The sequence below is a fragment of the Streptomyces sp. NPDC104307 genome (assembly GCF_055584045.1).
Genome location: NZ_JBVJMU010000001.1, coordinates 656,582 through 680,892, shown reverse-complemented (window position 1 = coordinate 680,892; position 24,311 = coordinate 656,582). Strand labels below are relative to the sequence as shown.

The 24,311-nt window shown below is 71.9% G+C and carries 18 protein-coding genes and 1 tRNA gene; 13 read left to right on the top strand and 6 right to left on the bottom strand.

Annotated features, from left to right (window positions below):
* Nucleotides 1-100: 100 nt before the first annotated feature.
* Nucleotides 101-871 carry a sulfite exporter TauE/SafE family protein gene (locus ACZ601_RS02690; protein ID WP_469532261.1) on the top strand — a complete coding sequence of 257 codons (771 nt, stop codon included), beginning with the start codon at nucleotides 101-103 and terminating at the stop codon, nucleotides 869-871.
* Between the two features lie 79 nt (nucleotides 872-950).
* Here ACZ601_RS02690 and ACZ601_RS02685 read toward each other — a convergent pair whose 3' ends face one another.
* On the bottom strand, nucleotides 951-2,480 hold the full coding sequence (locus ACZ601_RS02685) for an amino acid permease (protein ID WP_469532259.1): 1,530 nt from the start codon (nucleotides 2,478-2,480) through the stop codon (nucleotides 951-953).
* Between the two features lie 97 nt (nucleotides 2,481-2,577).
* Nucleotides 2,578-3,585, bottom strand: a complete 1,008-nt coding sequence (locus ACZ601_RS02680; RefSeq protein ID WP_469532258.1) for a hypothetical protein — start codon at nucleotides 3,583-3,585, stop codon at nucleotides 2,578-2,580.
* 322 nt (nucleotides 3,586-3,907) lie between these two features.
* Here ACZ601_RS02680 and ACZ601_RS02675 point away from each other — a divergent pair, with 322 nt between their 5' ends.
* The 3 genes from ACZ601_RS02675 to ACZ601_RS02665 are packed head-to-tail and all read left to right on the top strand — an operon-like array spanning nucleotide 3,908 to nucleotide 8,041.
* Entirely contained in the window at nucleotides 3,908-5,341 is a 1,434-nt protein-coding gene (locus ACZ601_RS02675) for an FGGY family carbohydrate kinase (protein ID WP_469532256.1), read from the top strand.
* 19 nt (nucleotides 5,342-5,360) lie between these two features.
* A complete protein-coding gene (locus ACZ601_RS02670; protein WP_469532254.1) occupies nucleotides 5,361-6,809 on the top strand; it encodes an FAD-dependent oxidoreductase in 1,449 nt (482 codons plus the stop codon).
* Complete coding sequence (locus ACZ601_RS02665) at nucleotides 6,806-8,041, top strand: FAD-dependent oxidoreductase (protein ID WP_469532251.1); 1,236 nt, start codon at nucleotides 6,806-6,808, stop codon at nucleotides 8,039-8,041. The genes ACZ601_RS02670 and ACZ601_RS02665 overlap by 4 nt, the downstream gene beginning before the upstream one ends.
* A gap of 19 nt (nucleotides 8,042-8,060) precedes the next feature.
* Here the strand turns inward: ACZ601_RS02665 and ACZ601_RS02660 are convergent, their stop codons facing one another.
* Both ACZ601_RS02660 and ACZ601_RS02655 read right to left on the bottom strand, forming a co-directional pair.
* Nucleotides 8,061-8,381 carry a hypothetical protein gene (locus tag ACZ601_RS02660; RefSeq protein ID WP_311301909.1) on the bottom strand — a complete coding sequence of 107 codons (321 nt, stop codon included), beginning with the start codon at nucleotides 8,379-8,381 and terminating at the stop codon, nucleotides 8,061-8,063.
* A gap of 96 nt (nucleotides 8,382-8,477) precedes the next feature.
* A complete protein-coding gene (locus ACZ601_RS02655; protein WP_469532250.1) occupies nucleotides 8,478-9,023 on the bottom strand; it encodes a DUF309 domain-containing protein in 546 nt (181 codons plus the stop codon).
* 109 nt (nucleotides 9,024-9,132) lie between these two features.
* Between ACZ601_RS02655 and ACZ601_RS02650 the strand changes: the two genes are divergently transcribed.
* The 3 genes from ACZ601_RS02650 to ACZ601_RS02640 all read left to right on the top strand — a co-directional run bounded on the left by ACZ601_RS02650 (nucleotide 9,133) and on the right by ACZ601_RS02640 (nucleotide 15,185).
* A complete protein-coding gene (locus ACZ601_RS02650) occupies nucleotides 9,133-11,766 on the top strand; it encodes an ATP-binding protein (protein ID WP_469532248.1) in 2,634 nt (877 codons plus the stop codon).
* Between the two features lie 49 nt (nucleotides 11,767-11,815).
* A tRNA-Pro gene (locus ACZ601_RS02645) sits at nucleotides 11,816-11,889 on the top strand.
* Nucleotides 11,890-12,311: 422 nt separating this feature from the next.
* Nucleotides 12,312-15,185 carry a lectin gene (locus ACZ601_RS02640; RefSeq protein WP_469532246.1) on the top strand — a complete coding sequence of 958 codons (2,874 nt, stop codon included), beginning with the start codon at nucleotides 12,312-12,314 and terminating at the stop codon, nucleotides 15,183-15,185.
* A gap of 163 nt (nucleotides 15,186-15,348) precedes the next feature.
* On the opposite strand, the gene ACZ601_RS02635 is transcribed toward ACZ601_RS02640, so the two are convergent.
* Both ACZ601_RS02635 and ACZ601_RS02630 read right to left on the bottom strand, forming a co-directional pair.
* The gene (locus tag ACZ601_RS02635) at nucleotides 15,349-16,695 is read right to left on the bottom strand and encodes a ricin-type beta-trefoil lectin domain protein (protein ID WP_469532244.1); all 1,347 of its coding nucleotides are present in this window, start codon (nucleotides 16,693-16,695) and stop codon (nucleotides 15,349-15,351) included.
* A 462-nt stretch (nucleotides 16,696-17,157) separates the two neighbouring features.
* On the bottom strand, nucleotides 17,158-17,721 hold the full coding sequence (locus ACZ601_RS02630) for a GNAT family N-acetyltransferase (RefSeq protein WP_469532242.1): 564 nt from the start codon (nucleotides 17,719-17,721) through the stop codon (nucleotides 17,158-17,160).
* 187 nt (nucleotides 17,722-17,908) lie between these two features.
* Between ACZ601_RS02630 and ACZ601_RS02625 the strand changes: the two genes are divergently transcribed.
* The 6 genes from ACZ601_RS02625 to ACZ601_RS02600 are packed head-to-tail and all read left to right on the top strand — an operon-like array spanning nucleotide 17,909 to nucleotide 24,237.
* Nucleotides 17,909-19,165 (top strand): ATP-grasp domain-containing protein, encoded by a 1,257-nt coding sequence (locus ACZ601_RS02625; protein ID WP_469532240.1) that lies wholly within the window; start codon nucleotides 17,909-17,911, stop codon nucleotides 19,163-19,165.
* 34 nt (nucleotides 19,166-19,199) lie between these two features.
* Nucleotides 19,200-20,051, top strand: a complete 852-nt coding sequence (locus ACZ601_RS02620; protein WP_469532239.1) for a Rossmann-like domain-containing protein — start codon at nucleotides 19,200-19,202, stop codon at nucleotides 20,049-20,051.
* On the top strand, nucleotides 20,048-21,139 hold the full coding sequence (locus tag ACZ601_RS02615; RefSeq protein ID WP_469532237.1) for a PLP-dependent cysteine synthase family protein: 1,092 nt from the start codon (nucleotides 20,048-20,050) through the stop codon (nucleotides 21,137-21,139). Before ACZ601_RS02620 ends, ACZ601_RS02615 begins: the two co-directional genes overlap by 4 nt.
* Nucleotides 21,136-22,182 carry a dipeptide epimerase gene (locus ACZ601_RS02610; protein ID WP_469532235.1) on the top strand — a complete coding sequence of 349 codons (1,047 nt, stop codon included), beginning with the start codon at nucleotides 21,136-21,138 and terminating at the stop codon, nucleotides 22,180-22,182. Before ACZ601_RS02615 ends, ACZ601_RS02610 begins: the two co-directional genes overlap by 4 nt.
* Entirely contained in the window at nucleotides 22,179-23,432 is a 1,254-nt protein-coding gene (locus ACZ601_RS02605; protein WP_469532234.1) for an MFS transporter, read from the top strand. Before ACZ601_RS02610 ends, ACZ601_RS02605 begins: the two co-directional genes overlap by 4 nt.
* A gap of 19 nt (nucleotides 23,433-23,451) precedes the next feature.
* A complete protein-coding gene (locus ACZ601_RS02600) occupies nucleotides 23,452-24,237 on the top strand; it encodes a class I SAM-dependent DNA methyltransferase (protein ID WP_469532232.1) in 786 nt (261 codons plus the stop codon).
* Nucleotides 24,238-24,311 lie beyond the last annotated feature (74 nt).

Below are 24,311 nucleotides of genomic sequence, written 5' to 3'. Positions count from 1 at the left end.
TTGAACGCTTCCAGTGAGCGCTTGGAGCGCAGCATAGCCATGCCGCTTCCCCGGCTGGGTAAAGGCCGAAAATCATGGCAGATTACGATCTGTTTTCGGCATGGACACTCTCACGCTCTGGCAACTGGCGGCACTGGCCGCGGCATCCGCGCTCGTCGGCTTCTCCAAGACGGCCGTCAGCGGCGCCAACACGATCAGTCTCGCGGTCTTCGCGGCGGTACTCCCCGCCCGCGAGTCCACCGGAGTGCTGCTCCCGATCCTCATCGCCGGCGATGTGCTCGCCGTGCTCACCTACCGCCGCCACGCGCACTGGCCGACGCTGCTGCGGCTCTTCCCCGCCGTCGCCGTCGGCGTGGTGGCGGGCACGCTGTTCATGATGTGGGCGGGCGACGCCGCCGTACGGACCTCGATCGGAGCGATCCTGCTCTTCATGGCGGGCGTCACGATCTGGCGCCGCCGCCGCACCGCCGCCGGGAGCGGGGAGCCCTCGGTGGAAGCGGGCCCACCGGACACGGCGGAGCGGCTGAAGACCCGCTCGTACGGGGTGCTCGGCGGCTTCACCACCATGGTCGCCAACGCGGGCGGCCCGGTCATGTCGCTCTATCTGCTCTCCGCCGGATTCCGCAAGCTCGGCTTCCTCGGCACCTCCGCGTGGTTCTTCCTGATCGTCAACACGTCCAAGGTGCCGTTCAGCGTGGGCCTCGGACTGATCGACGGGCGCTCGCTGCTGCTCGACGCCTGCATGCTGCTGTTCGTGCTCCCCGGCGCCTGGATCGGCCGCACGTGCGTGGACCGCATCAACCAGATGCTCTTCGAACGCCTGGTCATCGGCGCGACCGTGCTGGGCGGCCTCCAACTGCTGCTGAACTGACGGGGCGCGTCACGGAACCGGCGGCCTCCCGGATCGCGGTGATCGAGGAGGGCCGCCGGTTCCGCGACGGGTCGAGGCGTCAGATGATGCCTTCCTCGATCTCCGCCTGCTCACGGGCGTTGCCGTACGCCGACGGCGTGCTGTACGAACGCCGCGCGACGAACCACCACACGGTGGCCAGTACCAGCACGGCGACCAGCGCGATCGAGGCGTAGTTCATCGAGTCGATCGTCACCGGGGACGACTGCGGCAGCAGGAACAGCACGGTGACGATCGAGACCCACACCACGGCGATCCAGCCGACCGGCTTCGACCAGCGGCCCAGGTGCCACGGCCCGCGCTCGAAGCGGTCACCGGCGCGCAGCTTCAGGAAGATCGGGATCGCGTAGGCGGGCGTGATGCCGATGACGTTGATCGCGGTCACCGCGCCGTACGCGGTCGCGGAGTACAGAGAGGGAACGGCGAGCAGTCCGGCGACGACGACCGACAGCCACACCGCGTTCACCGGCGTCTGGGTGCGGGCGCTCACCTTGCGCCACAGCGCGGAGCCGGGCAGCGCGTTGTCCCGGCTGAAGGCGAACACCATCCGGCTGGCGGCGGCGACCTCGGCGTTGCCGCAGAACAGCTGCGCCGCGATCACGATCAGCAGCATGGCCGTGGCGCCCGAGGTGCCCAGCGCGTCGATCAGGATCTGGGCGGGCGGCACCCCGGTGGCGCTGTCCTGGGTGCCCGCGTAGTCCTGGATCGCGAAGGTCAGCCCGGCGAGCAGGACGAAGCCGGCCACCCAGGAGACCCAGATCGAGCGGACGATGCCGCGGGCCGCGGAGACCGAGGCGTTCGAGGTCTCCTCCGACAGGTGGGCGGAGGCGTCGTAGCCGCAGAAGGTGTACTGGGCCAGCAGCAGGCCGATCGCCGCCACGTAGAGCGGGTTCTCCCAGCCGGTGTCATTGACGAACTCGGTGAAGACGAACGACGGCGACTGGTGGTGCGAGGGAACGATCGCCAGTACGGAGACGATCACCGCGACGCCCGCCAGGTGCCACCACACGCTGATCGAGTTGAGCACGCTGACGAGCCGCACACCGAACAAGTTCAGCACGGCGTGCAGCAGCAGGATGCAGAGGAAGATGACCATCGTCCTGCCCGGGGTGGGGGTGAACCCCCACTGCAGATTCATCAACGCCCCGGTGAACAGCGCGGCCCCGTAGTCGATGCCGGCGATCGCGCCGAGCAGCCCGAGCAGATTCAGCCAGCCCGTGTACCAGCCCCACTTGCGGCCGCCGAGCCGGTCCGCCATGTAGTACAGCGCTCCGGAGGTCGGGTACGCGCTGGTGACCTCGGCGAGCGCCATGCCCACGCAGAGCACGAACAGGCCGACACCGGCCCAGCCCCACAGCATCACCGCCGGCCCGCCCGTCGACATGCCGAAGCCGTACAGCGTCATGCAGCCGGACAGGATCGAGATGACGGAGAAGCTGATGGCGAAGTTGCCGAAGCCGCCCATCCGGCGTGCGAGCACCGGCTGGTAGCCCAGCTCGCGCAGCCGCTGTTCCTCGTCCTTCGGCGTGTTGGCCTCGGAACCCGTGTGGGGCGAGGTGGATATGGACATGGGGGGACCTCCGTGAGCGGTGATGGTGCGGGGGACGGTGTGCTGGGGACAGAGAGGGGACGGCGCGGGCGCGCGGAAGGGCGGTGCGGGTGCCTGCTCAGCCGTGCGGTCCTCTGCCGGGGTCGCGGGCCGCGGCCAGCGCGCGGCCGCGGGCGCGCAGGAACACTTCCTCGGCGCCGCCGGGGTCCTTGGGGCCGCGGGTGCGGTAGGCCCAGGGCACCGAGGTGAAGTAGGGGCCGAGCTCCCTGAACACCGGTGCCGCGTCGGCGAACTTGAGCGCCCCCCACAGGGCGTGCGCCAGATGGTTGAGGTCGAGCAGCGTATGGCCGGCCGCAGGCGTGCGCAGGAACCAGATCTCCAGAGCGCGGACGGCGTCGCGCTCCGCGTCCTCGGTCACCCAGTGCAGGTCCAGGGCCTTCTCGTGGCCGTGTTCGCGCCGGTAGCGCTCGACCCGCACATACAGCGGAAGCACATGGAGCGCGGACCCGTCCGGCGCGGAGGAGGCCGCCCACTGAACGAAGTTGACCGCTTCGGAGAGGGAGCCGCCTGCCTTGCGCGCGTACACGAACTGGAGCATCCGGTGGTACGCCTCGCGGTTGTACGGATCGCGTTTGTCCGCCTCCGCCAGCAGGCCCCAGGGGCCGGGGAAGAGCATGGGCCCCGGCGGACGCAGCCGGTGCTCCTCCAGCCGCTGGCGCTCGTCCAGCTGGGAGAGGGCCAGCAGGCACACCCAGGGGACCGGGTCGGCGGGCGAGGCGTGGGCGGCAGAGCGGCAGGCCTCCCAGGCCTGCTGCCACAGCTCCTGGGCGCGGCCGTGCCCCTCGCGGTGGGCCCGGACGGCCCGTTCCACGACGACCCGGGCGTGCATCACGGTGGCCGCGACGCTGCGGGGCTCCTCGGTCAGCCAGGCCTGTACCGCGTCCGAGCCCGCGGCGACGGCTCCGAGCACCTGGGTGCGCTGGGTCCACAGGGTCCAGTCCGGGGTGCCCTCCAGCAGATCGCGCATGGAGAGCCAGCGCCCCGTCCGTAAGTCCTGTAACGCGGAACGGAGTTCGTTGTCGTGGCCGGCCGGATGGTAGACCGGCCGGAAATCACTGTTGGCCATGGACGTGCTCTGGGCATGGTGTCGTTCTCATCGATCCTCAAGGACGTGGGGGGTGAAGCACCTGTTTGAAATATGAACTGCTTTAAAGCGTCCGGTTGTTGTTCGGCGGTGAGTGTAGAGCCCATTGCGCCGAACCCCCGAATGAATCGTGGATCTTATTCAAGTCACGTCAGCGAATGGGAGGTTGGACTTCAAAGGACGGTTCCGGACATACGCATTTGGGGTGCTTGACTCAACCGCTGGGCTGCACCACTCTGGGGTCCCGCCACCGAAGATCACGATTCCGTTCAAGCGCCGGAGCTTGCGTACCGCTGGAGAGCCGATGACAGGGCCGGTACTCGCCGTGGACCAGGGGACCTCCGGCACCAAGGCGCTGGTGATCTGTCCGGAGCGGGGTGTGATCGGTTCCGCTTCGGCGCCCGTACGCCCCCGGTTCGGCTCCGGCGGAGTGGTCGAGGTGGACCCGGCCGAGCTGTTCGATTCGGTCGTCGACGCCGGACGGCGGGCCCTGGCCGGGGCGGGCGAACCGGCCGTCGCCGTCGGCCTCGCCAATCAGGGCGAGACCGTGCTTGCCTGGGACCCGGAGACCGGCAGGCCGCTCACCGAGGCGATCGTCTGGCAGGACCGCCGTTCCGCCGGTCTGTGTGCGGAACTCGCGGAACACGAGGAGGAGTTGAGAGAGCTCACCGGACTGCCCCTCGATCCCTACTTCGCCGCGCCGAAGATGGCCTGGATCCGCCGCGAACTGACCCGCGAGGGAGTCGTGACGACCAGTGACTCCTGGCTCGTCCACCGGCTCACCGGAGAGTTCGTCACGGACGCCGCGACTGCCGGACGCACTCAGCTGCTCGACCTCGACCGGGTCGGCTGGTCACCCGCCGCACTGGACATCTTCGGTCTCGGGGACGAACGGCTGCCGTCGGTGGTCGACGCCGCCGGAGCGTTCGGGACGACGACCGCGTTCGGGCCCGAGCTGCCGCTGACCGGCCTCCTCGTCGACCAGCAGGCCGCCCTGCTGGCCCAGGGCGCGCTGGAGCCTGGCACCGCCAAGTGCACCTACGGCACCGGTGCGTTCCTGCTGGCCCAGACGGGCCCGGTGCCGCGCCGCAGCTCCACCGGACTGGTCAGCTGCGTGGCCTGGCGGCTCGGCGGGCGGACCAGCTACTGCCTGGACGGGCAGGTCTACACGGCGGCCTCGGCCGTGCGCTGGCTCACGGACCTCAAGGTGATCTCCGGCGCCGCGGACCTCGACCCGGTCGGCGGCTCCGTCCCCGACTCCGGAGGCGTCACCTTCGTACCGGCACTCGCCGGACTCGCCGCCCCCTGGTGGCGCGGCGACCTCCGGGGTTCGGTGACCGGACTGAGCCTGGAAACCACCGCGGGACACCTGGTGCGGGCGCTGTGCGAGGGCATCGCCGCACAGGTGGTCGAGCTGGCCGAAGCGGTGGCGGCCGACCTGGGGGAGCGGCCCGGGGCGCTGCGCGTCGACGGCGGGCTGACCCGCTCCGCGCTGCTCATGCAGACCCAGGCCGATCTGCTGCAACGGCCCGTCGAGGTGTCCGCGCTGCCCGACGTCACCGCGCTCGGCGTGGGCGCCGTGGCCCGGCTCGGCCTCGATCCCGGGCTCTCGCCGCACCGGGCGGTGCCCGACTGGGAGCCGGCCGCGGTGTACGAGCCGAGGATCGGCCCCGACGAGGCCGCCGAGCGGCTCGCTGGATTCCGGGCGGCTGTCGGCACCCTGCTGGAGCGGTCGTGACCGCTTCCCGGACCGGCCGATGATCCGGACCGTCACCAGGGCCGGGCAGCCGCTGCCCGGCGGCCAGGACTACGACGTCACGGTCATCGGCGCCGGAGTGGTCGGCACCGCCATCGCCCGTGAACTGGCCCGCCACCGTGTCCGCACCGCACTCGTCGAGGCCTCTGACGACATCGGCAACGGCACGTCCAAGGCCAATACCGCGATCCTGCACACCGGGTTCGACGCCGTGCCCGGCTCGCTGGAGGCCCGGCTGGTCCGCGAGGGGCAGCGCGAACTCGCCGCGTACGCGGCCGAGACGGGCATCCCCGTCGAACGCGTCGGCGCCCTCCTCGTCGCCTGGGACCAGCAACAACTCGACGCGCTTCCCGGCCTGTTGGCCAAGGCCGAGAGCAACGGCTACCACGCGGCCCGGCTGCTGGACGCGAGCCGGCTCGCCGAGCTCGAACCGCACCTGGGGCCGGGCGCGCTCGGTGCGCTGGAGATTCCCGACGAATCCGTCATCTGCCCGTGGACCACCCCGCTCGCCTTCGCCACCCAGGCGGTCCTGGCCGGCGTCCACCTGCACCTGGACTGCCGCGTCACGGCCATCGAGCCCGGCACTGAGCCCGGCACCGAGCCCGACAGGGGGCCCGGCACCGGCATCCACACCCTGACCACCACCCGCGGCCCGCTCCGCACCCGGGCGCTGATCAACGCCGCCGGACTGCACGCCGACGAGATCGACCGCCTCCTCGGGCACGACGCCTTCACCGTCACCCCGCGCCGCGGACAGCTCATCGTCTACGACAAGCTCGCCCGCGACCTCGTCCGCCACATCCTGCTCCCCGTCCCCACCGCCGCCGGCAAGGGCGTCCTGGTGGCACCGACCGTCTTCGGCAACGTGCTGCTCGGCCCCACCGCGGAGGAGCTCGACGACAAGGCCGCCACCGAGTCGACGGAGGACGGGATCGCGCTGCTCCGCGAGAAGGGCCGCCGCATCCTGCCCCGGCTGATCGACGAGGAGGTCACCGCCGTCTACGCGGGGCTGCGGGCGGCCACCGGACACGAGGACTACCGGATCAAGGAGTACCCGGAGCTGCGCTACGTCACCGTGGGCGGCATCAGGTCCACCGGGCTGACCGCCTCCATGGCCATCGCCGCACACGTCACGGAGCTGCTCGCCCGGACCGGCCTCGAACTGGGCGCCCCCGCCGAGCTGCCGCCCGTCACCATGCCGAACCTGGGAGAGGCCGCGGAGCGCCCCTACCTGGACGCCGGTCTCATCGCGGCGGATCCCGCCTACGGCACCGTGGTCTGCCACTGTGAACGCGTCACGGAGGGCGAGATCCGGGACGCGCTGGACTCCGTACTGCCGCCCCGCTCCGTCGAGGGACTCGCGCGCAGGACGCGGGCCGGCAACGGCCGCTGCCAGGGCTTCTACTGCGGAGCCCGGCTCCGCGCACTGACCGGGAGGACGCGGACATGACCCGCCGCGAGCGGACGACTGACGTGCTGGTCGTCGGAGCGGGCCCGGCCGGACTCGGAGCGGCGGCCGAACTCGCCGCGTCCGGGGTACCGGTGGAGGTCCTGGAGCGCGAGCAGAGCGCGGGCGGCATTCCCCGCCACTGCCACCACGGCGGCTTCGGCGGCCGCCGGACCACCAGCAGCAGCGGCGGTCTGAGCGGCCCCGAGTACGCCCTGCGGTGCGCGGCCGCCGCCGAACGGGCCGGCGCCACCCTGCGTACCGGCACCACCGTCACCGGCTGGGCCGGACCCCGCACCCTCGACGTCACCGGACCGGGCGGACTGGAACGGATCACCGCCCGCGCCGTCCTCCTCGCCACCGGCGCCAGGGAACGCCCCCGCAGCGCCCGGCTCGTCCCCGGCAGCCGCCCCGCCGGCGTCTACACCACCGGAGAACTGCAGCAGGCCGTCCACCTCCACCACCAGCACATCGGCGCCCGCGCGGTGGTCGTCGGCGACGAACCCGTCGCCCACGCCGCGGCCGACACCCTGCGCGCCGCCGGAGCCGAGGTGGCCGCCCTAGTGACCGCCCGTCCACCGCAACCCCTCGCCCCGCTGCGCCGGGGCCCAGGCGCACCGGTGCTCAGCCGCACCACCGTGACCGGCCTGACCGGTCGCGGCCGGCTCACCGGGGTCACGGTGCGGCACGAGGACGGCCGGACCGTGACGCTCCGCTGCGACACCGTGGTCTTCACGGGCGACTGGATCCCCGACCACGAACTGGCCCGGCGCGGCGCCGTCGCCCTGGACCCCGGCACCCGCGGACCCGCCCACGACGCCTCGTACCGGACCGGCGAGCCCGGAGTCTTCGCCATCGGGAATCTGCTGCACGCGGTGGAGAGCGCGGGCACCGCGGCCGCAGAGGGACGGGCGGCCGCCGCCCCCGTACTGCGCCACCTGGCCACCGGATCCTGGCCCACCGGACGTACGACGCTCGCGGTCGAGGCCCCGCTGATGTGGATCGCGCCCAATCTCATCGGCCCCGACGGGGACCCGCCGCTGGACAACCGCTTCGTCCTGCGCACCGGGCGGCGCCGGGCCGCCCCGCTGTTCGAGGTCCGGCAGAACGGGCGGCTGCTGCACCGGCAGCGGCTGCTGCTTACCGCCCGGCCCGGCGCCCCCCTCCATCTGTCCGCGGACTGGCTGGACCGGGCGGACCCGCAGGGCGACACCGTACGGATCCGCATGCGCTGACCCGACGGCGCTCCCGGGGTCAGGGAATCAGCAGCCAGTCCGAACCGATCGCCGCGAGCAGCCCGATCCCCAGCAGCCAACTGCCCAGCCGGGTCCGGCCGTTCCGGCTGAGCTCGATCACGATCCCGCACAGGATCAGCGCCAGCCCGTACACCCCGACCACCAGGACGGAGGACCGGCTCGCGATCCGCAGCCCCAGGACGACCGCCATCGCGGCCATGCCGACCGAGGACAGGACGATACGCAGCCGTCTCGCCTGACGTGGTGTCAGCCGACGCTCCTCGGCGTCGGGTGCGGCTATCGGGGTGTCCACGGACTGGTCCTGGTCAGAAGTGCTCATGACGCGGGATGGTAATAGCTTCGCGCGGCCCTGTTCACCGCTCTCGGTCAAGGGGAGGGAAAGGACCCGCGCCCCGGGCGCCCGCCACCGGCCGGGCTACCGGCCGCCGCCCCGCAGTCGTGGCGCCTCGGCAGCGGCATCGACGGGCTCCGCACCCGGCCCCTCCACCCGTCCGGCAAGCTCCCGCGCCCAGCCGGTGAGCGCGCCGACATCGATCCCGTGCGCCGGAGCACCACCGGCGGCAGAGTCCACGGACTCCACGAACTCCACGCCGTCCAAGCCGTCCAGGAACTCCGTGAGCGCCGCCGCGCCCCGCCGCAGCAGCCGCGCACCGCCCGTCACATTGCCCCGGGCGGCATGGGTCAGCCCGACCGCGAGCTGGGCCAGCCCGCGCCACAACTCCCGTTCGGCCACGGGGCCCCACTTCCACGCGTCCTCGAAGACCTCATGGGCGTGGAACGGCATCCCGGCGTCCAGCAGCCGCTGCGCCTCCCGCACGGTCTCCTGCGGGGAGCGGACCACCCCCTCCGGCTGCCGCTCCACCCCCGGCGAGCCGTACGGCAAGGGGCGCCCCAGCCCGTCGCGGGGGCGCGCGTTGTGCGCCCGGCCTTCCGTGTCGCGGTCCCTGCGTGTCTCGTCCACCCCTCGATTGTGCCCCGCACCTGCGGCGAACTCCCCGAAGCACTGTCGGTGGGCACCCGCGCACGACTACTCTCGACAGTTGTCCGTACCACTTTGGGGGAGGGTAGACATGCAACCGTCCCGGCCGCTGTACGAGCGCGAACCGGAGATCGCCGCTGCCGCACAAGCCGTCGACGCACTCTGCGGCGCGCAGGCGTCCGGCGGACTGCTGATCTTCAGCGGCGAGGCCGGCATCGGCAAGACAGCGCTGCTGGCCGAGATCCAGGCCATGGCGGCCGACCGGTGCACCGTCTGGTCCGCACGCGGCGGCGAGACCGTCACCTCCGTACCGTTCCACGTCGTACGCCAACTGCTCCAGCCCGCACTGGAACAGCTCCCCGCCGACGACGTACGCGCCCTCTTCGGGTCCTGGTACGAGATCACCGCACCCGCCCTCGGACTCGTCGAGCCGACCGGCCCGCAGCCCGATCCGCAGGGTGTGCGCGACGGCCTCGACTGGGTCGTCTCACGGCTCGCCTCCCGGCTGAGCCACCGCCCGCTGCTGCTCCTCATCGACGACGCGCACTGGGCCGACGGCGAATCCCTCGCCTGGCTCGCCTCGTTCACCGCCCGGCTCGGTGAACTGCGCGTCCTGGTCGTCCAGGCGCACCGCCCGGAGGAGCTCGCCGCCCGGGAGTCCGCGCAGACCGCGGCGGGCGGGCATCCGGCGCAGGTGCGGGTCGCCCTGCGGGCCCTCACCCCGGACGCCACCGCGGAACTCGTCCGCGCGGGCCTCGGTGAACACGCGGACGACCCGTTCTGCCGTGAGGTCTGGGCCGTCACCGGCGGCAACCCGTACGAGGCGGTCGAACTCGTCGCCAAGGTCCAGGACCGCGAGCTGGCCCCGCTGGAGGAGTCCGCCGGGCTGCTGCGCGAACTCGGCGCCTCGGCCCGGGGCAGCGGACTGGTCGCCCGGCTCGAACGGCTCGGCACCAACGCCAACCGCTTCGCCTGGGCCGCCGCCGTGCTCGGCACCGACATCTCCCAGGACCTCGCCGCGACGCTGGCCGGAATGAGCCCCGCGGAGGCGGCGGACTGCACGGCCCGGCTGCGCGAGGCACGTATCGTCAGCGGCTTCGACCCACTGGAGTTCGTGCACCCGCTGATCGCCACCGCCGTGTACCGCTCGATTCCGCCGGCCACCCGCACCGCCATGCACGGCCGGGCGGCCTGGGCCATCACCCGGGCCGGTCTCGGCCCCGCCGCGGCCTCCCGGCATCTGCTCGAAGTCCATCCGGACGACGATCACGAGCTGGTCGAGCAACTCCGGGCAGCCGCGGCACAGCACCTCGCCGTCGGCGCCCCGGAGGCCGCCCGCCGCTGTCTGGAACGGGCCCTTGAGGAACCACCGCGCCAGGACGTGCACGCCACCCTGCTCTACGAGCTGGGCTGTGCCACGCTGCTCAGCTCGCCGCCCACCACGGTGCGGCATCTGCGTGCCGCGCTCGACCTCCCGGGACTCGCCGACAACCTGCGGGTCGACGCCACGTTCCGGCTCGCCGCCGCGCTGTCCCACAACAACCAGCTCAAGGAGGCCGCGCTCGCCCTCGCGGCCGAGGCCGAGCGGACCGCGCCCGGCCCCGGCCTGATGCGTCTGCAGGCGGCGCACTTCCTCTGGGAGGGCATGCAGGCGACCGAGGACGACGGTCCGGGCCGCTCCCGCCGGCTCGCCGCCAACGCCGACCACCTCACCGGCCGGGACAACGCGGAGCGGGCCCTGCTCACCCTGCGGGCCTTCGACGCCATGCTGCGCGGCGAGAACTCCCAGCTGATCGTCGACCTCTGCGAACGCGCCCTGGTCAACGGCCATCCTGCTCGTGGCCTCGGCTGGACCGATACGGAATGGGGCTTCGAACTCCCCACCCTGCTCGGCATCACCTATGCCTTCACCGACCGGCTCGACCGCGCGGAGGAGCTCTTCGGCGAAGCGGTGCGCGCCTTCGAGATCTCCGGCTGGAGCGGCGCCCACCTGGCCTTCGCCCATACGCTCCTCGGCCTGGTCAACCGCCGTCGCGGGCGTCTCGCGGAGGCCGAGGGGTTCCTTCGCGAGGGCCTGCGCCTGGCCGACCGGGTCGGCAGCGGACTGCCCGTCCACTGGGACGCCGCCTGCCTGCTCATCGACACGCTGCTGGCCCGCGGCCGCGTCGCGGAGGCCCGCAAGATCGCGGACCGGTACGACTTCGGCACGCCCTACCCCAGTGCCATGGTGCTGCCCGACGGCCCGTGCGTCCGGGGCCGCCTGCTGCTGGCCGAGGGGCGTACGAAGGAAGCGGTCACCGAGCTGGAGGCGGCCGGCCGGGCCCTCGAACCGCGCGGCAGGTTCAACGGCATCTGGGGACCCTGGGCCGGCGACCTGGCACGCGCACTGGCGGAGGAGGACCCGGGCCGCGCCGCCCGGATCGCCAACTCCGCCCGGGTGCACGCCGAGCGCTTCGGAACGGAAACCGCGATCGGTGAGGCACTGCGCTGCGTCGCGCTGTTCGCCCGCCCGGAGGAGGCCGAACAGCTGCTGGCCGAGGCGGTCCGCCATCTGGAGGCGTCCCCGTCCGGCTACGAGTTCGCGCTCGCCCTCGTCGAGCACGGCATCGCGGCCCGTTCCCCGGGAGAGCTCGCGCGGGCGTACAAGCTGGCGACGGCCTGCGGTGCGGAATCCCTGGCGACCCGCGCCCAGCAGGCACGGGCGTCGATGCGGTCCACCGAGTGAGGTAATGTTTGTCCTGCGCGGCCGCCCGGGACACCGGGAGGAATCGCGGCGGGACGTGGCGCAGCTTGGTAGCGCACTTGACTGGGGGTCAAGGGGTCGCAGGTTCAAATCCTGTCGTCCCGACTGGAGACAGTCGTAGATCAGGGCCGGTTTCGGAGCAATCCGAAACCGGCCCTTGATCCTTTTTGGGGTCCAGTCCGGTCACAAGAGCCGACCTGCTCGGGGAGCGCGAGCAGGTCCTTGTCGAGTGGGACCAGCGGGCCTCCGGCAGGACGGGGTGCCCGTTCCGCCCCGGCCCTCCGGGCGAGCGCGAAGTCGGCTTCTGCTCCGGGTGTGCGGCGCATTCTCCGCCGGCCCCATTGACGCGTACCCGATACGTAACTACGTTCCACATCGGGCACTCGACACCCCCCCCCGCTGACCACACTCTCGGATCGCGCACCAAGGTCTTGACAACGTTGTCACATGCCCGTGCAAGCCCTTTCCGCTGTCCGGCGGTGTGGACCCCGCTCCGTCGGCCCCACGCATGTGGAGGCACGAAGAATATGAGACGTCCCTTACGGTCGGTCGCCGCTCTCGGTGCCGGTGTCCTGGCCGCCACCGCGCTCGTGGTGGCCCAGCCGGCCGGCTCCGCCGCAGCCGCGCCCCGGCCCGCGGCCCTGGTCACGGCCCCGGCCACCCTGGTGAATCCCTTCATCGGCACGTCCAACCAGGCCAACGACTTCCCCGGGGCGGACGCCCCGTTCGGCCTGGTGCAGTGGAGCCCCGACACGCCCTCGCGGCCGCCGGGCGGCGGCTACGAGTACAACGACAAGTCGGTCACCGGCTTCAGCCTGACCCACATCGCGGGCCCCGGGTGCGGGGCGGCGGGTGACGTGCCGGTGCTTCCCACGGTGGGCGCGGTCGACACGAAGGCGAGCATCGGCTTCAGCCACGCCAACGAGTCGGCCTCGGCGGGCAGCTACAAGGTCGCGCTGGACAACAAGGTGACCACCGAGCTGACGGCGACCAAGCGCAGCGGAATGGCGCGCTTCTCATTCCCCTCCACCACACAGGCCAACCTGGTCTTCAAACTCACGGGCAGCCAGAACGGCGCGAGCAACACGCAGTTCACCAAGGTCTCCGACACCGAGGTCAGCGGGCAGGTGACCAGCGGCCACTTCTGCGGCGCGGGCAACACCTACACCGTCTACTTCGACATGGTCTTCGACCAGCCCTTCAGCACGAGCGGCACCCCGGCCGCCAAGGCGACCCTGCGCGGCCCGGCCGGCAAGGGCGCGGGGAAGAACGCCGCCGAGAAGCCGAACCACCCCGCCCTGCACGGCACCCCCGCGAAGCCGAGGGCATCGGCAGGCGTCATGGCCGCCGCGAACAACGGCTACGTCACCTTCGACGCCACCAAGCACCCGGTGGTGCAGGCGAAGGTCGGCGTCTCGTACGTCTCCGTCGCCGGTGCCAGGGCCAACCGCACGGCGGAGAACTCCGGCTGGGACTTCGACGCCACGCGCAACGCGGCCCAGGGCGCCTGGAACACCGAGCTGGGACGGGTGCAGATCGGCGGCGGCACGGCCGCCCAGCAGCAGCAGTTCTACACCGCGCTCTACCACTCGCTGCTGCACCCGAACGTGATCAGCGACGTCGACGGGCAGTACCCCGGCTTCGACGGCAAGGTCCACACCGTGGACTCCGGCCACCAGGCCGCGTACGGGAACTACTCCGGCTGGGACACCTACCGCTCCCAGGCGCAGCTGGAGGCGCTGGTGGACCCGCAGGCCGCCTCCGACACCGCGCAGTCCATGCTCGACGACTACCGGCAGACCGGGATCTTCCCGAAGTGGTCGGAGAACAACGGCGAGTCCTACGTCATGGTCGGTGACCCCGCCGCCGGGATCATCGCCGACTTCCACGCCTTCGGGGCCCGGCAGTTCGACACCGCCGAGACGCTGCGCGGCCTGGTCGCCCAGGCGTCCAAGGCGAATAACGACCGCCCGGGTCTGAACTACCTGGACTCGCCCGGCTACATGCCGCACGACGGCAGCTACGGCTGCTGCAACTTCTACGGCCCGGTCGCCACGACGCTCGAATACAACACCGCGGACTTCGCCCTCTCCGCCCTCGCCGGTGCGCTCGGAGACACTACGAACCAGTCCCGGTACGCGACCCGCGCCCAGAACTGGCGCAACGTCCTGAACCCGGCCTCGGGCTTCGTCCAGCCGCGCAACGCGAACGGCACCTGGACGGGCGGATTCGACCCGACGAGCGGTACGGACATGGTCGAGGCGGACTCCTGGATCTACACCGGCATGGTGCCCTTCAACGTGCGCGACCTGGCCCGTGCCAAGGGCGGCAACGCCGCGATGAACCACTATCTGGACACCGTCCTGCGCAGCTACACCGGCGCCAACGGCTACGCGTGGGTCGGCAACGAGCCGAGTATCGAGCTGCCCTGGGAGTACGACTACACCGGCCAGCCCTGGAAGACCCAGGGCACCGTCCGCGCCATCCAGCAGCAGATCTGGTCCGCGACACCCGGCGGTCTCGCGGACGGCAACGACGACCTGGGCGCCATGAGCGCGTGGTACGTCTTCTCCGCACTCGGCATGTACCCGCAGACGCCGGGCACCGCCGATCTGGCGCTGGGCTCCCCGCTGTTCCCGCAGGCCGTGATCACGCTGCCGTCCGGCAAGAAGCTGACCATCAACGGCAACGGCGCCGCCGACAACGCCCCCTACGTGCAGTCCGCGGCCTGGAACGGCTCGGTGTGGAACAACGCCTACGCGCCCACCTCGGCCGTGACCGCGGGCGGCACGCTGGACTTCACCCTCGGCACGACCGCCAACACGAACTGGGCATCCGGAAGCGCGGCGGCACCGCCCTCGTACGGGGGCGGCACGTCGGCCCCGGCGATTCCCCGGGTCGGACCGGTCGTCTCCGGCGTCACCGGCTCCGATGGCGGCAAGCTCTGCGTCGACGTGGCCAACTCGGGTACGGCCGACGGCACGGCCACCCAGCTCTGGACCTGCAACGCCACCTACGCACAGGACTGGACCGTGGCCACGGACGGGTCCCTGCGCTCGCTCGGAAAGTGCCTGGACGTGGACAACGGCGGCACGGCCAACGGCACGAAGGTGCGGCTGTGGACCTGTAACGGGACCGGCAGCCAGCAGTGGAAGGCCGGCGCCGACAACTCTCTGGTCAATCCGCAGTCCAGCCTGTGCCTGGACGACCCCAACAGCTCCACGGCGGGCGGCACCCAGCTCCAGCTCTACACCTGCAACGCCAGCGCCGCCCAGAAGTGGACGCTCCCCACGACCGCCGCGTCCCTGACCAGGAAGGCGCCCGTCGCCCCCTCGGGCACGCCCGACTGGAAGCCGGGCCACAACCCGACTGCGGAACCGAGGGCCGCGACCCGGGGGTGACCCTCCCGCCCTGCCCCGAGCCACTCGCCCGGCACACCGGTCCGACCGCCTCCTACCCGGAGGCGGTTCGGACCGGCGTGCCGGGTCATCGAAGGGCGGCTTCCCGGCAGGCCCGGATCGCGGGAGCGGTCCGGGCCAGGCTTCGGGCGGCCGGGTCAGGTGGTCAGCCGATGGTGAACTTCTGGGCCGCCGTGCCGTTGCAGTCGTAGATCTGGAGGCGTGTGCCGTTGGCCGTGGCGCCGGATGGGGAGTCCACGCAGCGGCCGCTGGTCGGATTCTTCAGCGCGCCGTTGCTCTGCGGAACCCAGTTCTGGTAGCCGCCGCCGTTGCAGTTGGCCAGCTGGAGCTTGGTGGTGTTGGCGCTGTTGCCGCCGGCGATGTCCAGGCACTTGCCGAGGGTCTGCAGGGTCTGACCGCTCCAGGTCCAGTGCTGGTCCTTCGCCGCCGACTGGCAGTCCCAGAGCTGGACCGCAGTGCCGTCGCCGCCGATGTCGTCGCCCGCCACGTCCACGCACTTACCGCCAGGACCGGTGATCTTCTGGCCGGTCGGCGTGCCGCCGCCGGAGCCGGGCGCCTTGTTGTACACGGCCACTGAGTCGATCACGAGCTTGCCGCCGGAGACAGTCGCCGCGTTCGGACCGCCGCCGAACGCGTCCGGGAAGCCCCCGCCGATCGCCAGGTCGTAGATGATGAAGAAGGGGTGGTCGATCGCGTCGGCCCAGGTGGTCGCGTCGACCTGGCTGGCCTTGACGGTGTAGAAGTTGCTCCCGTCGAGGTAGAACCGGACCTGTTCCGGCGAGACCGAGCGGTCGATCTCCACGGCGTAGTTGTGGAAGCCGGTCTGGCAGCCCGAGCACGCGCGTTCGCCGGAGCCGATGCCGGTCGACTCGTTGCACGGGCCGCCCGGGTTCACACCACAGTGGATGGTGCTGAAGTGGGAGTCGCGGCCGTTGATGTTCTCCAGGATGTCGATCTCGCCCGACCTCGGCCAGGAGACACCGGAGCGCAGGGGCGCGCCGAGCATCCAGAACGCGGGCCAGTAGCCCGCCCCGTTGGAGGTGTTGACGTTCGGTTGCTGGAGTACGGACTCCATACGGACGATTCCGCCCGCCGGCGCGCCGAAGGTCGCCGCCTGGGTCTCCACGCGTCCGGATGTCCAGCCGCTTCTGGGGTCGGAGCCGGAGTGCAGGGCCCGGAGCACAAGATGACTCTGGCCGTCGTAGTAGACGTTGGACGTGCTGTTGGTCATCGTCTCGATCTCACCGGTGCCGAACGAACTGCCCGGACCGGTGTCGTACTTCCACAGCCCCTGGTCGATGCCGGTGCCGGAGGCGCCGTTGAAGTCGTCGCTCCAGGTGAGAGTGAAGCCCGCCGGGGGAGCCGGGATCGCCGCCTGGGCGACGTTCGACGAACCGACGAGGGTGGTCGCCACCGTGACGGCGACGACAGGGATCAGTCCGAGGGTTCTTCGCCACCCGCTGCGCCGTCGTACTGGCCAACTCAATCGCATGTGTCCGACCTCCGTGAGGGTGGGCGGAGAGGCATGCTTTCGCCTGTCTCTGAACCGCCTCTGACGGGACATCACTGATACTGGCGTCGCCTTGCGTCGATCCCGTCCTGCAGGATCGAGATGACAGTGAAACATGTCATGGACACAGAATGTCGACCCAGGTGATTGTTCGGCAAGGTGTCGGGACCGGCAACCTTCAGCCTGGTCATCGCCCCTGTCATCAGAGATCGACCACAACGACGGCTGCCCGCTCGGCCAGGCGCGGACGACGTCGGCTCCGACCGTGAGGTCATCCCGGGCGACGACAGCCGCGCCGCCCGGACCGCGATCACCTGTGCAGACTCCGGCCCGCGCCACGGCTTCGAACGCCTCGACCGGTATGAGGCCCGCATCGTGTCCGCCATGGAGTTCCCGGCCCGGAAACGGGACGGTATCGGCAGACTGCCCCGATGGGCTGTCGCCTCACCGCGGCATCGGGATCTCGAAGTGCACGGTGCCCACACCGGGACCGTGCTCACCGGTGGTCCGGGCGTCGAAGACCTCCTTGGCCATGGTCCGCCAGAAGGCTTCGGCTCCCTTCACCTGCGCGTTCGTGTGCAGGTAGATGCTGTCGTAGCCCGCCTGGGCGGCGGCGAAGGCGCAGGCTCTGCGCACCATGGTGCGTGCCAGGCCGTGCCGCCGGTGCTCCGGTGCGACGTAGACGCGGACGATCTGTGCGGTCGTGCCCGAGGGATAGCGCTCGGCGAGCCAGCGCGGGTGCGGCGGATGGGCGGGGCCGGCCGACCGCACGCCGGTCGTGGCCACCACCTCGTCGCCGAGCGCGGCGACCAGCAGCAGATGCCGGGTGTCGTCCAGGTAGGTGCCTTCGATGTCGACGACGTCGCGGTGCCATTCGGGCACGTAGCCGTAGCCGAAGTCCCGGTAGAACGTGTCGAGCATGACCCGGCGCGCTCCTTCCGTGTCGGCGGCGGTGGCGGGACGCACGCTGAACGGGGAGCGAGGGGCGTCCTGCGGGGTCTCGGTCATTGGATGGCTCCGGTGGGGGGTGGCGGGGATGTCGGGGGTCACGGGTCTCGCGTTCGGGAATCGAGGGGGACTCAGATGACAATGAAAACGATTGTCGATAGCGTATGGTCGCGTCAAGTCGAGCGGGCCCGTGTCGGGTGCTGCCGACGCGTCATGAGTCCAACCCGCCTATGGAGACGAGGAATCCGTGGCCCATCTGCTGATGGTCGAGAGCTGGGTCGGGTCGATGAGCAGGCTGTTGCCCAGAGCGATCCGTGAGGGCGGGCACGACTTCACCTTCATCACCCGCGATCTGCACCACTACCTGCGTGCCGCTCCAGAGGGCACCGCGCATCCGCTGCTCGCGGCACGCAACGTACTGACCGCCGACACCAACGAGGCCGGGACACTGCTGCCCCTGGTCGAGCGCGCCCACGGTGCGCTGCGCTTCGACGGGGTGGTCACCTCCTGCGACTATTACCTCCCGGCGGCCGCGCGTATCGCCGGACGACTCGGGCTGCCCGGCCCCTCCCCGGCGGCGGTGGAGAACGCCTGCCGGAAGGACGCGACCCGTCGTGTCCTCGCCGACGCCGGTGTGCCGGGGCCCCGCTTCGCGGTCTGCGCGGACTGGGCCGCGACCGTCTGCGCGGCGCGGGAGATCGGCTACCCGCTCGTGCTCAAGCCGGTGGACCTGTGCGCCGGGATGTTCGTACGGCGCGTCGACGACGAGGCAGCGCTCGCAGAGGCACACCGGGCGCTCGCGGGCTTCCCGGTCAACGCGCGTGGCCAGCGCCGCGGGCCGGCGGTCCTGCTCGAAGAGTTGCTGCGGGGGCCGGAAGTCAGCGTCGAGACGGTGTCGTCCGGCGGAACGGCCCAGGTGGTCGGGGTAACCGACAAGAGCATCGGCGGGGCCCCGGCGTTCATCGAAACGGGTCATATGTTCCCCGCCGCGCTCGACGCCGCTGACTGCCTGGCGGCTGAGCGGACAGCCGTTGAGGCACTGAACGCCCTCGGCCTCGACGGGGTCGTGGCACACACCGAGATCAAGCTGACGGCCACCGGGCCCCGGGTGGTGGAGGTCAACCCCCGCCCCGCCGGCAACCGCATCACCGAACTGGTCCGCCACGTGACGGGCATCGACCTCGCCGCCGCCTGCGTCGACCTGGCCCTCGGCCGCGAACCGGACCTGCGCCGCCGGGACACCGGACTGCGCAGCGCGGCCATCGGCTTCCTGCTGCCGGAGAGCGAGGGCGTGCTCGACGCCATCGACGGCGCCGACGGCGTCCGCACGGCAGACGGCCTGCTGGAACTCCAGCTCGCCGGCCCCGGCAAGGCCGTCAGGGCGGCGGCCAGCAACAACGAGTACCTGGGCCATGTCATGGTCTCCGACGCCGCGGGCCTCGGGGCCCGTGACCGGGTCGAGAAGCTGCTCTCGGCTCTGCTGCCGAAGGTGGTCGGCCGATGACCGCCCTCGCTCACGTCCCGAAGGTGGTCGGCCGATGACCGCCCTCGCTCACGCGCACACCACCGCGTCCTCGTACCAGGAACTCGTCGACGACGTGCTCCGCGGGCGCTTCGGCCCCGACCCGAGGACGCGGCGGATCGCCGTGGCGTTCACCACGCGCCAGGCCGTGCGGCATCACGGGCGCAGCTCCGGCTACCGGAACGAAGTGCTCAGTCTGCGCCTGGCAGCGGCCCTCGGCTCGTGCGCGGTAGAGCCCGGCGCCCTTCCCGACGGTGCCGTCGAGGACTGTGTCGGATCGGATGTGGCCCGGCTGCTGGCGCACGAACTGCCGTCGGTGCGGGTGGCCGCCCTGGACGCCTACCTGATGCACGTGCTTCCCCACGGCCCGGCGAGCGGCTCCGCACCGTGTCCGCTTCCCGCCGGGACGTCGCTGGAGAAGTCCCGGGCGCGGGCCAAGGCCGTCACCGGTCTGCTCGACCTCCCGCCGGGAAGCGTCGTGCTCGTCGTCGGCGTGGTCAACTCGCTGCTGGAGGCGCTGCGGGACCGCGGGTTCGCCTGCATACCCTGCGACCTCAAGGGCGGCACGACCGAGTGGGGCGAGCCGGTACGCACCGACGCACTGGCCGAACTGGAACGCTGTGACGCCGTCCTCGCCTCGGGCATGACCCTCGGCAACGGCACCTTCGAGCCGTTGCGCGAGCACGCACTGCGCCACGGCAAACCGCTGGTGATGTTCGCCCAGACCGGCAGCGCGGTGCTGCCGCGCCTCATCGGCGCCGGAGTCAGCGCGGTGTCCGCGGAGCCGTACCCCTTCTTCTGGCTCGACGGCGGGCCCGGCGTCATCCACCGCTACCGAGGCATTGAGCGTCCGGGAGGCGCCCTGTGACCACAGCCGTCCTCAGCCCCGCCGGCAACAGGGAGCTGCTCGCCCTGGTCGGCCGGACCCCGCTCGCCCGCGTCGCCGTCGATCTGCCCTGCCCGCAACCCGGATTCTGGGCCAAGCTCGAAGGTCTCGGCGTCGGCGGCATGAAGGCACGCGCGGCCGTCTCGATGCTGCTCGGTGCCGAGGAGCGCGGTGAACTGCGGCCCGGAGCAACGGTGGTGGAGTCCACCTCCGGAACCCTCGGCATCGGACTGGCCTTCGCCGGGCAGGCCCTGGGCCACCCGGTCGTGCTGGTCGGCGACACCGAGCTGGAACCCTCGATGCGCCGGCTGCTGCACGCCCACGGCGCCCGGCTTGAGCTGGTCGACCGCCCGGCGGCCGAGGGGGGCTGGCAGGCCGCCCGGCTGACCCGGCTGCGCGGGCTGCTGGCATCGCTGCCGGACGCCTACTGGCCGGACCAGTACAACAACCCCGACAACATCGCCGGTTACGCCTCGCTCGCCGCCGAACTGGCCGTACAGCTCGACCATCTGGACGTGCTGGTGTGCAGCGTCGGCACCGGCGGCCACAGTGCCGGTGTCATCGGTCCGCTGCGCCGTCACTGGCCGGGGGTCCGGCTGATCGGCGTGGACGCCATCGGCTCGACCATCTTCGGCCAGCCCGCCAGGCCGCGCGTGATGCGTGGCCTGGGCAGCAGCATCCACCCGCGCAACGTCGTCCACGAGGCGTTCGACGAAGTCCACTGGGTCGGGCCCGCAGAGGCCGCGGACGCCTGCCGCCGGCTGGCCGCGGGCGCCTTCGTCAGCGGCGGCTGGAGCACCGGAGCGGTGGCGCTGGTGGCCGCGTGGGCCGCGCGCGTCCATCCGGGAGCGGTTGTCGCCACCGTCTTCCCCGACGGTCCGCATCGCTACCTCGGCAGCGTCTACGACGACGACTTCGCCGTCGCCCACGGGATCGACCTGGCCGCCGCGGCGAGGCGACCCGTCGAGATCGCCCATCCGCAGGCCGTGGAGGCCACCGGATGGACCCGGTGCCGCACCGTCACCGCCCCGCCGCACAGCCGGACCCCCTGCCCGGAAGAGAGCCAGTGAACGTCACCCAGCGCACCGTGCGCCTCCGGCTCACCGAGCCACTGCGGATATCCCGCTCCACGATGGCGGCCCGCGACGCGGTCTGGTTGTCCGTCGAACACGAAGGCCGGACCGGCCGCGGAGAAGCCGTCAGCAGCGTGTACTACGGCCTCGACGCCCGCACCCTGACGCGGCTGCTGCACGCCGAGTCCCGGTGGCTGGCGCGTTTCGCCGAACCGGAGAGCGCCTTGGCGGAACTGCGCACCGCGAGCCGCCGCACCCCGCCCGCAGTGCGCGCCGCCGTCGAGAGCGCACTGCTCGACCTGACGGGCAAGCGCGCGGGCCTCCCGGTCCACGAACTGCTGGGCACCCCCGGGCCGCAGTCCGCCGCGACCTGCCGCACCATCGGCATCGTGCCGCCGGACCGGGCCGCAGCCGAGGCCGCCCGGCTCGTGCGGAACGGGTTCACGGCCCTCAAGATCAAGGCCGGGACCCCGGACCCCGAGGACGACCTCACCCGCGTACGTGCCGTACGGGCCGCCGCTCCCACCGCCCGGCTGCTCCTGGACCCCAACGGAGCCTGGTCCGTCGAGACCGCGGAGCGGCTGCTGCCCCGCCTCGCGGAACTGGGGATCGAGGCCGTGGAGCAGCCGGTCCCACCCGGCGACCCCGAGGCGCTGGCCCGGCTCGCCCAACGCTCACCGCTGCCGGTCATCGCCGACGAGGACGCGATCGGATACGAGGACGCCCGCCGCCTCGCCGGGCGGGTCCACGGCATCAACGTGAAGCTCGCCAAGTGCGGCGGCGTCACCGCGGCACTGCGGATCGCCGAACTGATCGAGGGGACCGGCACGGAGCTGATGCTCGGCTGCCTGACCGCCAGCACGCTCGGGATCGCCCCCGCCGTGCACCTGGCCGGCCGGGCCCGGTGGACCGACCTCGACGGGCACCTGCTGCTCGCCCGCGACCCGTGGGCCGGCATCGGCGGCGCCGACGGCACCGTACGCACGAGCAGCCGTCCCGGTCTCGGCGTGCGCCCGCGCACCGAGGAGGACCCCCGGTGAGGACGTGGCGCGAGATACGCGGCTTCCCCCTCGCGATACGGCTGCTCCTGATCAACCAACTCGGCGTCAACACCGGGTTCTACCTGCTCATCCCGTATCTCGCCGTGCACCTGAGCGAGGATCTCGGGCTGTCGGCCACCGTCGTCGGTATCGTGCTCGGCGTACGCAACCTCAGCCAGCAGGGCCTGTTCCTGCTCGGCGGATCGGCAGCCGACCGGCTGGGCGCGCGAGGCGTCATCATCGCCGGATGCGCGCTGCGCACCGTCGGCTTCGGGCTCTTCGCGCTCGGGGACGGACTGACCGTGCTGCTGACCGCGTCCGTGCTCAGCGGCCTGGCCGGGGCGCTGTTCAACCCGGCCGTACGCGCGTACCTCACCCTGGAGGCGGGGGAGCGCAAGGCCGAGGCGTTCGCCCTGTTCAACGTCTTCGCGACCACCGGCGCCCTGATCGGCCCGCTGATCGGCAGCGCCCTGCTGCTGGTCGACTTCCGCACCTCCGCGCTCACCGCGGCCGGGATCTTCGCCGTACTCACCCTCGCCCAGGCCCTCGTGCTCCCCGCCCGAGCTGTCACACCGTCGGCGAACAGCGTCCTGGGGGACTGGCGCGAGGTGATCGGCAACCGGGGCTTCGTGGCCTTCTCCGTCGCCATGGTCGGCATGTTCACCATGGAGAACCAGCTGTATCTGCTGCTGCCGGACAGCGCCCGCCGGGCCACCGGCTGGGACGGCGCGGCCGGTCTCGTCCTCCTCGTCGGCACCCTCACCGGCCTCGGGCTGCAACTGCGCATCACCCGGGCGCTGAAGAAGACCGGCAGCCGGGCGAGATGGGTCGGTGTGGGGCTCACGCTGATGGGGCTCGCCTTCATTCCGCCGATGACGGTGAGGGGCACGGCCCGGGGCGGCGCCGGTGACGCGGTGCTCGGCGCCCTGCCGGTGCTGGCCGGGGCGCTGCTGCTCTGCCTGGGCCTCATGATCGCCCAGCCGTTCGTCATGGAGCTGATCGCCCACTTCGGCCGCCCAGAGCTCTCCGGCACCTACTTCGGCCTGTTCTACCTGTTCTCGGGCATCGCCGCGGCGGTGGGCAACGCGATCGTCGGCCGGGCCATGGACGCGGGCCATGGCGCCGGAATGCCGTGGCTGCCCTGGACCTGCTGCCTGGCCCTCGGACTGGCCTCCGCCACCGGCGTGGCATGGCTGCACCACCGACGCGTGCTTCCCGCCCGAGTGACGCCACTGCCGGCACCGGCCTGAGGACACAAGAGGAGACAGGATGAGCAGCACCAACCTGCTGACCGACAACCCGGCCCTGTACGAAGCCCGGTTCCCCGACGAGGAGCGTCTGGCGGGGCGTTGGGCCGAGGACTGCCTGCGGCGGCACGGCGCCGGGGCACGCGTCCTGGACCTCGGATGCGGAACCGGCCGCGACGCCGCGCACCTGCACGCGGCCGGCCGCACCGTCGTCGGTGCGGATCTGTCGGAGGCGATGCTGGACCACGCGCGCGGGCACCACCCCGGCCCCCGGTACGTCCGGGCGGACCTGCGCGGGTTCGACCTCGCGGAACCGCCCTTCGACGCCGTGGTGTGCCTGGACAGTGCCCTGCTGTACTGCCACACCAACGACGAGATCGACGGCTTCCTGAGCTCCTGCCGCCGCTGTCTGGCACCCGGCGGGCTGCTCGTTGCCGAGATGCGCAACGGGGCCTTCTTCCTCGGCCGTACCGAACTCCTGGACCGGCCGTCCTTCAACGGCTTCGCCTGGCAGGGCACCACTTACCGCTCCACCACAGAGCTGGGGGTGGACCGGACCGCTCAACTGCTGCGACGCACCCGGGTATGGACAGCCGACGACGGAACGCCACCCGTCGAACAGCACTCCGCCTGGCGGCTGTTCTTCCCCCAGGAACTGCGCCATGTCCTCGCCGCCCACGGCTTCGAAACACTCGCCCTGCACGACGGCCCCGGCCCCCGTACGGAGCCGCCTTGGCGGGAGGGTGACCTGCCGAACGCCACGGCCGACGCCGACCGGCTGCACCTCGTCGCCCGCCTCACCCGCTGAAAGCAGGATGCCGTGCCCGTTAAGACAGGGCGCCGCCCCCGCTGAAACAGGGCGCCGCCCCCGCAGACACCCCT

Coding starts and splice junctions, on each gene's coding strand:
- ACZ601_RS02630 (WP_469532242.1), bottom strand. CDS start 17,721: ATGACCGAGACCCCGCAGGACGCCCCTCGCTCCCCGTTCAGCGTGCGT.
- ACZ601_RS02620 (WP_469532239.1), top strand. CDS start 19,200: ATGACCGCCCTCGCTCACGCGCACACCACCGCGTCCTCGTACCAGGAA.
- ACZ601_RS02670 (WP_469532254.1), top strand. CDS start 5,361: ATGATCCGGACCGTCACCAGGGCCGGGCAGCCGCTGCCCGGCGGCCAG.
- ACZ601_RS02635 (WP_469532244.1), bottom strand. CDS start 16,695: ATGCGATTGAGTTGGCCAGTACGACGGCGCAGCGGGTGGCGAAGAACC.
- ACZ601_RS02675 (WP_469532256.1), top strand. CDS start 3,908: ATGACAGGGCCGGTACTCGCCGTGGACCAGGGGACCTCCGGCACCAAG.
- ACZ601_RS02600 (WP_469532232.1), top strand. CDS start 23,452: ATGAGCAGCACCAACCTGCTGACCGACAACCCGGCCCTGTACGAAGCC.
- ACZ601_RS02680 (WP_469532258.1), bottom strand. CDS start 3,585: ATGGCCAACAGTGATTTCCGGCCGGTCTACCATCCGGCCGGCCACGAC.
- ACZ601_RS02660 (WP_311301909.1), bottom strand. CDS start 8,381: ATGAGCACTTCTGACCAGGACCAGTCCGTGGACACCCCGATAGCCGCA.
- ACZ601_RS02690 (WP_469532261.1), top strand. CDS start 101: ATGGACACTCTCACGCTCTGGCAACTGGCGGCACTGGCCGCGGCATCC.
- ACZ601_RS02640 (WP_469532246.1), top strand. CDS start 12,312: ATGAGACGTCCCTTACGGTCGGTCGCCGCTCTCGGTGCCGGTGTCCTG.
- ACZ601_RS02665 (WP_469532251.1), top strand. CDS start 6,806: ATGACCCGCCGCGAGCGGACGACTGACGTGCTGGTCGTCGGAGCGGGC.
- ACZ601_RS02685 (WP_469532259.1), bottom strand. CDS start 2,480: ATGTCCATATCCACCTCGCCCCACACGGGTTCCGAGGCCAACACGCCG.
- ACZ601_RS02650 (WP_469532248.1), top strand. CDS start 9,133: ATGCAACCGTCCCGGCCGCTGTACGAGCGCGAACCGGAGATCGCCGCT.